Source organism: Acetanaerobacterium sp. MSJ-12 (genome assembly GCF_018917875.1).
Taxonomy (GTDB): domain Bacteria; phylum Bacillota; class Clostridia; order Oscillospirales; family Ruminococcaceae; genus Bittarella; species Bittarella massiliensis.
In genome coordinates, this window is the sequence record NZ_JAHLPK010000004.1 from 165058 (window position 1) to 178239 (window position 13182).

A 13182-nucleotide genomic window follows, 5' to 3' on the forward strand; every position below is an offset into this window, starting at 1 on the left:
CCCTCCTTAAAAATTGGTCTGTGTAGGCGCGGCAAAGGAACGCGCAGCAATCCGTTCAGTTGAAATCGAACTTCCCCCGACTGCTCACTCCCCCTTCATGCACAGGTGCACCGCCGCGGTGGTGAACGCCTTGGGGAGGGCGAGGATGTTGGGGTGCTCTCCCAGATATTTCTTCTGGGCGTCGGCCAGGGCCTCCTCAAAGGTGGCCCGGGTCTTCATCCCCATCCCCCGGGCGTAGCCGGGCTGTTCAGCCCCCACGATGTAGATGGCGGCGGTGTTCATCTCGGCGATGTGGCCGCAGCTGATCATCGAGAAGCCGTGGAAGGGGTGAAAGCCGTTGCAGTAGCGGTAGCGGCGGATGTACTCCTCGTTGGTGGCGAAGTACTCGCCGTAGCGGTTGACGTCCCGCAGGGTGTTCATGTGGTCTTTTTGAAAGAGCTCGTAGATCTCGCGGTAGCCGGTGAAGAGCTCGTCGTGGAAGTAGCCGTTACAGGTGGAGGAGCAGATGACCACGCAGCGGTCGCTGAGCACCCGCTTGTGGCGGATGATCTCGGCCGAGATGGCCTGCATCATCATGATGGGGTTGGTGCCCATCCCGTCGCCGTAGTGGAAGAACTGGGGCATGCCGAAGACCAGCACGTCGTACTTCTTCTCGGCCCAGTGGACGTAGGTGCGCCGGTCGGCGGTCTCCCAGCTCTTTGGCTGCATCACCTTGGCCCAGCCGCTGTTGATCTCGATCTGGCGGGAGCGGGTATCCAGCACCGCGTCGCAGCAGAAGAACTTCTTGCCCATCCGCTCCTCCATGTACTGGCCGATCTCGTCGAATTTCTGGCGCATGAGGGAGTGGCTGCTCACCGGGGTGAAGTCGGGCCGGTGCATCACCGCCGGCACGTGGTGGGAGGCGATGGAGCGCCAGTGGGTGATGCCGGTGGCGCAGTGCTTGTAGCCCCCCGAGTAACCCCCGTAGGGGTTGCCCTGGGTGTGGCCGATGAGGACGGCCACGTCGGCGTCGTAGACGTATTTGTTCACCAGCACCGGGTCGCCCCGCGGGGTGGTGCCCAGATCCACCAGGTGCTCGTAGTCCTCGCTGTCGTGGTTGCGGATCTGCCCGGTGGGCCAGAACTGGGAGAAGAGCTCATCCCCCAACACCCGGTGGATCTCCTCCTCGGTGTTCTTGCGGTGCAGCCCGTTGGAGCACAGCAGCAGGATGTCTTTTTTCTCCACGCCGGCTTTATAGAGCTCCTCCAGGATGATGGGGATGGACACCTTGCGGTGGGCGGTGGGCTGCTCGCCCCCCTTGACCCGGTCGGGGAAGACGATGACCACCTTGGAGCCCTTGTGGGCCAGCTGGGAGAGGGGGGGCATCCCCATGGGGTGGAGGATGGATTCCCGGGTCGCCTCCACCAACTTTTCCTCGGGGATGCAGGGTGGGTCGGGGACCGTCTCCCCGGGGGTAAAGACGTCGGTGTCGTCGGGCAGCTGGGCGCTCATCATCCCCTGTCCGTACTCAAATTCCAGTTTCATGCGATCTCCTCCTTGGCGTCAAAGTACTCTGCAGCGATCTGGGCGAACTCGTCCGGGTAGAAGCCGATCTCCCCGGCAAAGCGGGTGAGCCCCACCAGCCCGCCGTCCAGGTTGGGCAGGGCCCCGAAGGCGGCGGCGTTCTCGGCCTTCAGCCCCCCGCCGTAGACCACCGGCAGCCGGACGATCCCCTTGATGAGGGCGGCGATCCGCCCCACCTCCTCGGCGGTGGGCACCGGCTTGCCCGGGCCGATGGACCAGATGGGCTCATACCCCAACACGATGTTGGGCGCCCCGTCCACCCCGGGCAGCCCCTGGCGGAGCTGGCGGCGGAGGACGGCCTCGCGCAGCGGGATCTCCTCGGCGGTCTCGCCGATGCAGAAGAGCACCTTGAGCCCGGCTGCCAGGGCGCAGCGCACCTCGTCGCAGAGGAGGGCGTCCACCGCGTCGGCGTCGCCGGTGAGGGCCAACTTGTCGGCCCGCTCCTCGCTGTGGCCGATGAGGGCCCAGGTGCAGCCCAGGGCGCGGGCGGCGGCGGCGGTGCGAAAGGTGGTGAAGGCCCCGAAGTTGCCCCCGGGGGCCACGTCCTTTCGGTAGACCCCCTGGCAGCCCACGGCCACCGCTGGCCCCGGCCCGGTCGCCGCGTCCGCCGCTGGGAGGAGGTGGGCCTCCGGCAGGAAAAAGACCGTCTCCACCCCCGGGCGCTCGGCCAGGGCGGCCCGGCTCTGGCGAACCAGGGTCTCGCCCCACTGGGCCGGCGGGCACTGGGCGTTGATCCCCCCCAGCGCGCGAGGAATGTCGAATCGCTTTAGGTTGACGAATAGGTACTGGGTCAAATCCCCTCTCCCCCTCTTGTTGCTTCTCGGGCATCCCGCCCAATTTCTACCCACATCATAGCCGATTTTCAGGGTTTGTAAAGAAAAATGTTTGCAAACGTTTTCACATCGTTATCCTGCCTATAATTCCCGATTTTCATTGTACATCTTGCTATAAAAGCGGGATATAGGGAAAATATTCCTCTTTTCTTCTGCTTAATCTTGCAAATGCAGTTCCACCGGTGTACAATTTAGAAAAAATCGAGAGAGGTTTGGCGGCTGTTTTTCAAAAAGATATTGCAATCGTTTTCACTCACTTGTCACAGGACGCCCCAAAACAGGTGACCGGCCATGACACTCAAAGAAATCGCCCGGGAGGCAGGGGTCTCCATCTCCACCGTCTCCCGGATCATCAACGACCCCAACCACCGCACCGCCGCACCCGAGGCCGCCGAGCGGGTGTGGGAGATCGTCCGCCGCACCGGCTACACCCCCAACGAAGCGGCCAAGGCCCTCAAGAGCCGGGACCGGGGGCCCGACCCCCGGCCAGCGGGGCGGACCATCTCCTGCGTGTTCGCCCGCACCGAGATGTTCTCCCGCCAGTTTCAGGACCAGATGATGCCCTCGGACCAGTTCTTCGCCGAGATCTTGCGGGCGGTGGAGAAGGAAGCCATGGTGCAGGGCTGCTCCCTGGGCTTTTCCTTCTCGGCGGTCAACCTAAGCGACTTCAAGACCGACCGGATGCTGGAAAATCTGGACAAGGGGGGCGTGGTGGTGCTGGGCCGCCCCCGCAAGGAGCTGCTGGGGCGGCTGCAAAAGCTGCGCAACGTCATTGTGGTGGGGCTGGCCGCCGGCGGGGCCGACTTCGACCAGGTCATCTGCGACGGGTACAAGGCCGCCATCCAGGTGCTCGAATACCTCTACCGGCAGGGGCACCGGCGCATCGGCTACCTGGGTGAGGTGAAAAACGAGGTGCGCTTTGACGCCTACATGGACTTCATGTTGGAGCGGGAGCTCCCCTTTTCAGAGGAGTACATCTACGAGTCGGCCCTGACCATGGAAAACGGCTATTTCGGCATCAAGCGGATGTTCGCCTCCCCCCGGCTGCCCACGGCGGTCTTCTGCGCCAACGACATCAGCGCCATCGGGGCGGTGAAGGCCATCCGGGAGTTCGGGCTGCACATCCCCCAGGACATCTCGGTCATCTCCATCGACAACATCGCCATGAGCCAGTTCACCACCCCCTCCCTCACCACCGTGGACGTGCCCAAAAACGAGCTGGGGAAGGTGGCGGTAAAGCTGCTGCTCGACCGCATCGAAAAGGGCCACACCCTGCCCCTGAAGGTGGAACTGCCCTGCAAGCTGATCGTGCGGGAGAGCTGCCGCCCCCTGGAAAAGGGGGAGCGGGAGTAGCTGCCCTCTTTCCGCCGCGCAGGCGGCAAACCAAAAGCGCCCCCGGAGACCGCGGTCTCCGGGGGCGCTTTTGGCTGTAGAGCGGCGGGGCGCATCCCTGGGGCAGGGGCGCGGCGCAAAAGGGCGGCAAAAAAGCCCCCGGCGCGCCAGGGGCTTCTCTTCCCTCTGGTTGGAGGGGGCGATGCCGCGAGATGGGCCCCGCGGTTTTGGCAGGGGAACAGGGCTAGAGGCGCTCGTCCTCCCAGTCCTCCCCGTCTGTCTGCTCGCCGTCGTGAAAGTCGTCGTCGCAGGCGTGGCCGCCGTCGTCCAGCAGCTCGCCCACCCGGATCTTGCGGGAGAGCTTCATCTTCTCCACCTGCTGGTGGAGGGTCTCCTTGACCTCGCGGGGGCGGCGGATGTTTTTCAGTTCCAGCACCGGCATGGTCTTGTCCGAGGACTGGACCAGCACCGAGCCCACCCCGAAGATGCGCTGTCCCAGGGTGATCTTTAAACTGATGTCCCGCACCCGGTAGAGGAGCACCTCCTCCTGCCGGGTGTTGAGGAGGCCGGTCTCCAAAAAGAGGCGGTCCTCGGACATGGAGTAGCGGGTAAAGGTGATGGGCATCCCCAAAATGCGCTTGCGGTCTTTCCAAACGATTGGCACTTCACTGACCATCTGGCAGTCCTCCTTGGCTGGCTTTTCTCCATTGTACCAGGGCAGGGGCAAAAACGCAATCGCCTTACCTGGGCTCAGTCCCGGCCCTCCAACCCCTCCAGCTGCTCCAGCCAGAGGGCGGCGCTGGAATCGCTGGGCATCCGCCAGTCCCCCCGGGGGGAGAGGGAGAGCGCGCCCACCTTGGGCCCATCGGGAAGGGCCGAGCGCTTGAACTGCTGGGCGAAAAAGCGGCGGTAGAACAGGCGCAGCCAGCGCAGGATCTCCCCCGTCGAAAAGGCCCCGGCAAAGGCGATACAGGCCAGCCGGTAGACCTTGCGGGGCGGCTCGCCACAGCGGAGGGCATGGTAGAGAAAGAAGTCGTGCAGCTGGTAGGGGCCCACCAGCGACTCGGTGCGCTGGGCGATCTCGCCCCCGGCCTCTGCGGGGAGCAGTTCGGGGCTGACCGGGGTGGCCAGTATATCCCGCAGGGCGGCGGCGCACTCCCCTCCCGCCCGGTCGGCGGCAAAGGCGACGAGGTGGCGCACCAGGGTCTTGGGCACCGAGGCGTTGACGGCGTACATCGAGAGCTGGTCGCCGCCGTAGGTGGCCCAGCCCAGGGCCAGTTCCGACAGGTCGCCGGTGCCCACCACCAAGCCGCCCTCGGCGTTGGACAGGTCCATCAGCACCTGGGTGCGCTCCCTCGCCTGGGCGTTTTCGTAGGTGGTATCGGTGCGCCCCTGGGGGTGGCCGATGTCGGCCAGGTGCCCCTCCACCGCCCGGGAGATGGAGATCTCCCGAAAGGAGGCCCCCAGAGAGAGGGCCAGTTTGCGGGCGTTTCCCCGGGTGCGGGGGGTGGTGCCAAAGCCGGGCATGCCCACCGCCAAAATGTCTGCGCGGGGGCGGCCCAGGGCGTCGGCTGTCCCGGCGCAGACCAGCAGGGCCAGGGCGGAGTCCAGTCCCCCCGAGACCCCCAGCACCGGACGGCAGCCGGTGTGGCGCAACCGCCCCGCCAGCCCCGCCACCTGCAGGGCGAGGATCTCCCCGCACCGCTCCTCCCGCCCCGGCCCGGGGGCGGGGACAAAGGGCTCCCGCTCCACCGGGCGGGTGAGGGCGGTCTCCTCTGTCTGAACAGAAAAGGGGATCCGCCGGTATCCCCTCTCCGGCGCGGGGAAGGCGTCCCTCCGGCTGCGCGCAAAGGCCAGGCGCTGCAGATCCAGCTCGCCGCAGGTAAGCCCGCCCTGGAGCAGCGGGCTCTCGGCCAGGAGAACGCCGTTTTCGGCGATGAGGTTGTGCCCGGCAAAGACCAAATCGGCGGTGGACTCCCCCGCCCCGGCCGAGGCGTAGAGGTAGCCCGCCAGCAGGCGGGCAGACTGCCCGACCACCAGCCGGCGGCGGTAGGCGGCCTTCCCCGCCACCTCATTGCTGGCCGAGAGGTTGGCGAGGACGGTGGCCCCGGCCAGGGCCAGTCCCACCGAGGGCGGGAGGGGGACCCACAGGTCCTCACAGATCTCCACCCCCAGCACCCAGTCGGGCAGCTCCCGGCAGCAAAAGAGCAGGTCGGCCCCAAAGGGGACCCGCTGCCCGCAGAGGGAGAGGTCCTCCCCGCCAAACGGGCCGGGGGTGAACTGGCGCCCCTCGTAAAACTCGCCGTAGTTGGGGAGGTTTCGCTTGGGCACCACCCCCAGCAGCCGCCCCCCCTGCAAGACGGCGGCGCAGTTGTAGAGCTTGCCCCCCGCCCGCACCGGCAGCCCCACCACCGCCACCAGGTCGCCCAGCTCCCCGCTCGCCCGCAGCAGACGCCCCAGGGCGGCCTCGGCCCCCTGGAGCAGGGTCGGCTGCAAAAAGAGGTCGCCACAGCTGTAGCCGGTGAGTCCCAGTTCGGGCAGCACCAGCAGTTTGGCCCCCTGGGCCGCCGCCTCTCGCAGAAGCTGGACACTGGCCGCGGCGTTGTAGGCGCAGTCGGCCACCCGCAGGTCGGGGCTGCCCACCGCCACCTTTAAAAATCCGTCTCTCAAGATCCCTCACTCCCCTCTCTGCCAGTCTGCCCCGGGGGCAGCTGGCAGATGCCAAACAGCGAGAAAAAAGGCGTCTCGGAGAGGGTTTTCTCCGAGACGTCTTTGTCTCTTTTCGCTGATATTATACTCCTGAGCAGAGCGGTCTGCAAGACCTAGCGCCAGGGTTCCTCCCGGCAGAAGGCGAGGCACTCCTCCAGGGGGACCGCCGGGCTGTAGAGGTAGCCCTGAAACCGGGTGCACCCCAGGGCGATGAGGGCGTCGCGCACCTGCGCGGTCTCCACCTGTTCGGCCACCGTGTCGAAGGAGAGCCCCGTCCCCAGGGACACCAGGGAGGAGACGATCTCCCGGCTGCGGGCGTTCTCGGTCACCTGGCGCACCAGGGAGCCGTCCAGTTTGACGTAGCGGAAGGGGTTTTCCTGCAGATAGCGCAGGGAGGTGTGCCCCATGCTGAAGTCGTCCACCGAGACGGGGATCCCCGCCGCCCAGAGGCGGCCGATGTTTTCCGACACGTGCTCGCGGTCGATGAGGGTGGTCTCCTCGGTGACCTCCAGCCCCAGGCCGCCGGGCCGCACCCCCGCGCCCTGGGCCATGGCGATGATCTGCTCGACCAGGGCCGGGTCGTCCAGCTGGGTGGCCGTCAGGTTGACCGAGACCGAGAAGGGCCGCCCCAGCGCCGCCCGAAAGGCCCCGGCGGCGCGGCAGGCCCGCTGCAGCGCCAACTCGGTGAGCTGGCCGTAGACCCCCTCCTCCTGCGCCAGGGAGATGGCCAGGGGCGGGTAGACCAGCTGCCCGCCAAAGCGCCAGCGCAGCAGGCTCTCGGCGCCAAAGGCGTGGCCGTCGGCGTCCACCTGGGGCTGGTACCAAAAGGGGACCGCGCCGGACTGTAAGTCTGCCCGCAGGCGGGAGGCCAGCTGTTTGGCCGCCGCCCCCAGCTGCCCGCCCCGGTCGAGGAAGCGGGGCCGCTCCCCCGCCCGCTCCCCCGCCTGAAAGGCGTCGGTGAGGGCGCGCAGCATCTCCTGCTCGCGGCCGGAGCGCACCCGGTCGGAGAGCTTGACAAAGGGGGCGTAGATGGCGGTGCCCACCGCCACGATCACCAGCTGCACCGCCGCCCCCCGCCAGGAGTCCACCGCGATGTAGCCGCTGAAGAGGACCGGGGTGGTCCAGGCGACGGTCTTGGTCACCACCGGCAGAAAGCCCACCCAGGTGGCGAAATAGGCGATGCACAGCGAGCAGATGGGCACCAGGATAAAGGGGATGAGGTAGATGGGGTTCAAGATGACCGGCAGGCCATAGACCAAGATCTCGTTGATGCCGAAGAGGCCGAAGGGCAGCGAGGCCCCGGCCAGGCGGCGGTCGTCCTTGGAGCGGGAGAAGAGCAGCAGCGCCAGCAGCAGGCAGATGGTGGCGCCGCAGCCGCCGATGAGGGCGAAGTTGTCGAGGAAGGACTTGCAGACGACGGCGGTGGGGTCGGCGTTGGCGGGGACAAAGAGCCGGGTCGCCACCTGGTCAAGGGCGTTGCCGCCGTGGATGCCGAACATCCAGAGGGTGCCCTGCAGGGCGGTGAAGAGGATGCCGCCGGACAGGTCGTTGCCCGCGCGGGAGAAGAGGGCGCTGGCCCCGGCGGTGATGAGCTCGTTGAGGCTGGCCACCCCGGCCAGCCAGTCCAGCGCCAGGTTGCCCGCGGCAAAGACGGCCACGCAGAGCAGGGCGGGGGCGATCCCCCCCATGGCGGCGCGAAAGCCCTCGTCCGCCCCGGCGGTGGAGAAGCGAAAGCGCCGGGGGGCGTGCTCGCCCAAAAATACAAAGAGCCTGGTGCCCGCCACCGCGCACAGCAGGGCGGTGAACACCCCGGTGGAGCCAAAGCCCGCCAGCCGCTCCGCCGGGGCGGACTGGCCGAAGGTGGCCACAAAGCAGGCCACCGAGAGGGCCATGGCCGTCACCTGGGTGAACAGGTCCCCCTCCCGGCAGGCACCGGCGTAGTGAAAGCCCACCGCCCCCGCCACGAAGATGGAGAGCAGACCGAAGGTGCTCTCCCCCACGCAGGCGAGGAACCGGTCCAGCGCGCCGCCCCAGAGGGTGGGCAGGGCCGCCTGAAACGCGGGCAGGGGAAAACTGCGCAGGAGCAGCGCAAAAGCCCCCACCATCAGCAGGGGGACAAGGGTGATAAACCCCTTTTTGATGGAGGAGAGCACCCGATTTTGCTCCAGCGCGTACAGCGCCCGCATTGCGCGTTTTCCCATGGCGGTCGGTTCCCTCGTTTCTTCCCTAGCGGAGAAAGGGAATTTGTCATTATTGTAACATATCCGAATGGGTACTTACAATACAAGCGGCGGGTCATTGGCCGCAAAAAGGGAAGATTTCCAGCCTTTTCCTGCAATTTGGTCTCACCGGGCGGGGGATGTGGTATACTGAAGGGCAGGGCGCCCACCCCTCGGGGGTCACCGCCCTGCCAAGTCACTGTGAAAAGGAGTTCTTTGCCGTGAGAAAAACAAGTCGCCATCTGGCCCGCAGAGCTGTGGCGGGGGTACTGGCCCTGGGCCTGGCCCTCTCCCTTTCCGGCTGCGTCAAAAAGGGGGAGCAGGCCCGGTTTGACCAGTACCTCTCCACCCTGCCCACCGCCATCTTGGACAGCGATTCCCTCGATGTCAACTACCTGTTTCAGGACCCGGAGGCCCACGGCTTCTCCCTGGAACTGCTGCAGCTGCCCTACGCCGACGCCGAGGACTACCGGGAGAGCAAGGCCACCTGCCAGGAGATCCTAAAGGCCCTGCAGGGCTTTGACGAGCAGTCGCTGGACCCCTCCTCCCGGCTGACGCTGCAGATCCTCAAGGACTCCTTTCAGCGCAATCTCCTCACCCTGGACGACTATTACCTGGACAACAACTACCTGGGAAGCTTCCTCGGCTTTCAGGCACAGCTGCCCATGCTGCTGGAAAACTTCTACTTCGAGCGGCAAAACGACCTGGACAGCTACTTTAATATCCTGCGCACCTGCGGGGAGACCTTCCACCTCTACGCCGAGAACGAGCGGGCGCGCCAGGAAAACGGCTGCGGCATGTGCCAGAGCATCCTCGACAAGGTCATCGAGCAGTGCGAGACCTTCGCCGCCCAGGAGACCCCCTACCTGGTGCCCATCATGGACGAGAAGATCGACGGCTGCGCCTTTTTGAGCGAGGGGGAGAAGGCCGAGGCCAAGGCCACCAGCCGCCGGCTGCTGGAGGGGGAGCTGATGGCCGCCTACCGCCAGCTGGCGGAGGAGCTCTCGCAGATCGACGCCCCCGAGGAGGAGCTGGGCCTCGCCCACCAGCCCGGCGGCAAGGACTACTACCTGGCGCTGCTGCAAAAGACCACCGGCATCGACTGGGAGATGGATGAAGTCAAGACCTTCCTGCACACCCACATGGCCCAGGCCGCCACCGACATGGGCAAGCGGATGCAGGAATTGCAAAAGAGCGACCCCGCCATCTACCGGGAGCTGATGGAGGGGGCCACCCCCGCCTACTCCCGCTTCTCGTCGGTGGAGGAGACGCTGGACTACCTGGGGGAGGCCATGTTGCAGGACTTTCCCGCCACCGAAAACCTCACCTACCAGATCCGCCCGGTGGACGAGTCGATGAAGGACAACTTCTCCCCTGCCGCCTACCTGAAAAGCCGGATCGACAAGCCCCTGGGCAGCCCCCAGATGATCTACATCAACGGCGAATACAGCACCGACCTCTTCTCCACCATCGCCCACGAGGGCTACCCCGGCCACATGTACCAAAACACCTATTTTCAAAACCTGCAGCTGCCCACCATCCGCTATATGATCGACTACAACGGCTACTCCGAGGGGTGGGCCACCTATGTGGAAAACAGCAGCTACAAATACGCCACCGAGGACCGGGAGCTGGCCGAGCTCTATTCCTACAACGACCGCTACACCCAGTGCGTCATCACCCTGGCGGACATCGGGCTGCACTACGACGGGTGGAATTACGACCAGTTTGCCGCCTTTTTAAAGACCTATTTCGGCGACGAGATGGACGACGAGGTCCTCCGCTCCCAGTTCTACCTCAACCTGGAGACCCCCACCAACTACCTGCAGTACTACCTGACTGGCATGGCCTACCAGGACCTGTATGACGGCGCGGAAGAACAGCTGGGGGAGCGCTTCTCCCCGGTGGAATTCAACCGGGTGCTGCTGGAGACCGGGCCCGCCAGCCTGGACATCCTGCAGCAGCAGGTGGACAGCTACGTCAAAACCGCCAAGGGCGGGGCGCAGAAGGCGGCCTGACTTTCTCCTCTGCCCTCCTTTACACCGCCCCTGCCCAAACGCTTTCCCCCTGCCCCGCAAAAGAGAGGGCCGGCCCCTGTGGGGTCGGCCCTCTCTTTTCTGCGGCAAACAAAAAAGGCCCGCCTAAAGCGGCAGGCCGTAGAGACAGGCAAAGCCAAAGAGGAGCCCGAAGGCCGCCCCAGCGACGGTGTCCCGCGGAAAGTGGACCCCCGCCAGGGGGCGGACCACCGCCATCCCCGCCCCGGCGAGAAAGACCGGCAGCCCCAGCCAGGGGGAGAGGTACCAGAAGGCGCAGCCGATCAAAAAGGCCGAAGCCACATGCCGGCTGGGGAAGGAGCGGCCCGCCTTCTCCCGCCCGATGAGGGGGGCGATGGGCAGAGCCTCGTAGGGGCGGGGGGCGTTGTGGAGCCGCCGAAAGACACTCACCAGCAAAAAGCCGGCCGCCGGCACCCAGAGCACCTTCCAAAAGCGGGCATCCCGCCGCCAAACCAGGGCCAAAAGACCCAGGGGGTAGGCGCAGTAGACCAGCCGGGGCAGCCAGCGGTTGGCCGCTTTGAGGGCGGCCAGGCGGCCGGGCCGGGCCAAAAACCAGCGGCGGACCCGCTCGTACTGCGGCGCTGTCACAACCAAATCCCCCCTTCTCCCTGTCGGCGTCTCCATCCTACCACAGGAGGGGGCGGGGGCGCAACCCTAGGGCCGGGGCGACAGGGCCACCGGCTCCGTCTCGTCCAGGGCCACCTGGTAGAGGAGAAGGGCATCCGCCCGGCCCTCTCCCGTGTCGGCGGGGGTTTGGGGGAGAACGATCCAGTGGGGAACTCCCTTGTCGTCAAAAAGGGCCACCGCCGTCCGGTCGATCTTTTTGCAGCTGGCGATGGAATAGGTCTCGACCCCTCCGCCCCGGCGAAGCTGAAAGACCCCCCTCTCGTAGGTGAGGTGAAACTTGCCCGAATCGCTCTGCCAGCGGCCCTCCAGCCGCTCCAGGAGGGGGCGACCCTCCCGCCCTCCAAAGAGGAAGACGGCCGCGTGGGGCTGGCGGTCCTCCCCCCGGTAGCTGACCGCGCAGACGTCGTCCCGCAGCCACCGAAGCTTGACTTCTCCCCCCTCCAGCCAGCCCTGCAAACTGGTTTCCGGGCGGATGAAAACGCCCCCCACCGAGCGGTAAAAAATCATCCGCCCCGAGGCGGTGTTTCTCCGCAGGACCGCCACCTGTCGAAAGTCGGGCGAAGGGGCGATGAGCCGGTGGGTGGTGAGGGCGTCGGCCGCCACACAGACCGCGTTGACCCCCAACAGGGCCCCAAAAAAGGCGGCCAGCAGCGCCCGGCCGAGGCGGCTGCGCCGCGCCAGGCAGAGAGCGGCCCCCAGAGCCGCCAACAAGGTCAGCCCGTTGAGGAGGGGGGCCAGCCAGGGCCAGAGATAGCGGCACCCCCGCTCCCCCACTACGGCGGCATAGTAGCAGAGCTGCCCCCCGCCCAGCACCAGCGCAGCCCAGAGAAACACCCGGCCGTAGGGACGCAACTGGGCAGCCCGCCAGGGCGGCGGCTCCCCCGGGGGAAAGCGGCGGCTCCACCCCTCCTCCCACCGCCGCCAGAGGGCGGGACAGGGGGCGGCCGGGCATCTGCGCCACCGGCCGCCGCTCCACTGCCGCAGCCGGGTCAACGCCTCTTCCGGTGGGGCGGGCAGGGCGTCTTTGGGGAGGGGGATACAGCGGCGGCCGACCAAAAAGGCCAGCAGCTCCCCTGTCTCCAGCACCTGCCACCCGCCCGGGCCCACCTCCACCTGCAGGCCGGGGGCGCTCCACACCAGCCCCTGGGGGGAGAGGGTAAGGGTCGCCTCCGCCCCCCGGCGGCAGGGGCGGCGCAGCCCCCGCATCCCCTGCCAGAGAAAGAGCCGGTTGCCCCAGAGGGCCGCCGTCAGCCCGCCAATCAGGAGGGCCGTCGCCAGCGGGGGCTGCCAGAAGTAGGTGCGAAAGGATCCGGCGGCGCTGAGGGCCAGATAGAGTCCCGCCAGCCCCCCCACCGCGGCGCAGGCCAGCCGCACCCACCTTCCCCGCGCCCGGTAGCGGACGTCAGAAGCCCGGCAGAGCAGTTCCCGTGTCAGGGGGTAGCGGCAGGTGATCTTTTCCATGAGATGTGCTCCTCTCTTTTCACCGGGCAGGGCCGCTCTCTTTTGCCCCCTCGCAGAGGGGAGCAAAGGGGAGGGAGACCCATCCCGCAAAAATCCAGCGCGGCCAGTGGGCCCCTGGCCACTCCTCTAAAAGACCTCTGCGGAGGAGGCCCTCCCCCGGCAACCTGTAAGGCGGCTTTCTCCACCCCTGCCGCTGCCCGCCCGAAAGTGGGGCCGCCCCTCCCCCGCAGAGGTCGCTGTCCGCCATGGCACGGCGCTCTTTTCATCCCCGGGCACCACAGTGCGCAAAGGGGGGGAGAAAGCGCCTCCTCTATCTTTTCTATCCGCGCGCATTTTCTATCCCCAAACGCCACAGTGCGCGAAGATGAGAGAAAGTACTTCCTC

At 66.6% G+C, this 13182-nt stretch carries 9 protein-coding genes; 2 read left to right on the plus strand and 7 right to left on the minus strand.

All coding sequences use genetic code 11. From position 1 onward, the window contains the following. Positions 1-84: 84 nt before the first annotated feature. Both KQI11_RS06110 and KQI11_RS06115 read right to left on the minus strand, forming a co-directional pair. A complete protein-coding gene (locus tag KQI11_RS06110) occupies positions 85-1524 on the minus strand; it encodes a lactate racemase domain-containing protein (RefSeq protein WP_216401472.1) in 1440 nt (479 codons plus the stop codon). Beyond that, on the minus strand, positions 1521-2357 hold the full coding sequence (locus KQI11_RS06115) for a triose-phosphate isomerase (protein ID WP_216401473.1): 837 nt from the start codon (positions 2355-2357) through the stop codon (positions 1521-1523). Before KQI11_RS06115 ends, KQI11_RS06110 begins: the two co-directional genes overlap by 4 nt. A 330-nt stretch (positions 2358-2687) precedes the next feature. Between KQI11_RS06115 and KQI11_RS06120 the strand changes: the two genes are divergently transcribed. Then, positions 2688-3749 carry a LacI family DNA-binding transcriptional regulator gene (locus tag KQI11_RS06120; protein ID WP_216401474.1) on the plus strand — a complete coding sequence of 354 codons (1062 nt, stop codon included), beginning with the start codon at positions 2688-2690 and terminating at the stop codon, positions 3747-3749. 223 nt (positions 3750-3972) lie between these two features. Here the strand turns inward: KQI11_RS06120 and KQI11_RS06125 are convergent, their stop codons facing one another. From KQI11_RS06125 to KQI11_RS06135, 3 genes are all read right to left on the minus strand, one after another. Continuing rightward, positions 3973-4404 carry a PH domain-containing protein gene (locus KQI11_RS06125; RefSeq protein WP_021659943.1) on the minus strand — a complete coding sequence of 144 codons (432 nt, stop codon included), beginning with the start codon at positions 4402-4404 and terminating at the stop codon, positions 3973-3975. Positions 4405-4478: 74 nt separating this feature from the next. Continuing rightward, the gene (locus KQI11_RS06130; RefSeq protein WP_216401475.1) at positions 4479-6398 is read right to left on the minus strand and encodes an NAD(+) synthase; all 1920 of its coding nucleotides are present in this window, start codon (positions 6396-6398) and stop codon (positions 4479-4481) included. 152 nt (positions 6399-6550) lie between these two features. After that, positions 6551-8638, minus strand: a complete 2088-nt coding sequence (locus tag KQI11_RS06135; protein WP_216401476.1) for a PTS sugar transporter subunit IIC/EAL domain-containing protein — start codon at positions 8636-8638, stop codon at positions 6551-6553. Positions 8639-8877: 239 nt separating this feature from the next. Here KQI11_RS06135 and KQI11_RS06140 point away from each other — a divergent pair, with 239 nt between their 5' ends. Beyond that, complete coding sequence (locus KQI11_RS06140; RefSeq protein ID WP_216401477.1) at positions 8878-10674, plus strand: DUF885 domain-containing protein; 1797 nt, start codon at positions 8878-8880, stop codon at positions 10672-10674. Positions 10675-10797: 123 nt separating this feature from the next. Here KQI11_RS06140 and KQI11_RS06145 read toward each other — a convergent pair whose 3' ends face one another. Together KQI11_RS06145 and KQI11_RS06150 are read right to left on the minus strand one after the other, a co-directional pair. Next, entirely contained in the window at positions 10798-11298 is a 501-nt protein-coding gene (locus KQI11_RS06145) for a phosphatase PAP2 family protein (RefSeq protein ID WP_216401478.1), read from the minus strand. Positions 11299-11364: 66 nt separating this feature from the next. Further along, positions 11365-12798: a hypothetical protein gene (locus KQI11_RS06150; RefSeq protein WP_216401479.1), complete on the minus strand. Its 1434-nt coding sequence runs from the start codon at positions 12796-12798 to the stop codon at positions 11365-11367. Positions 12799-13182 lie beyond the last annotated feature (384 nt).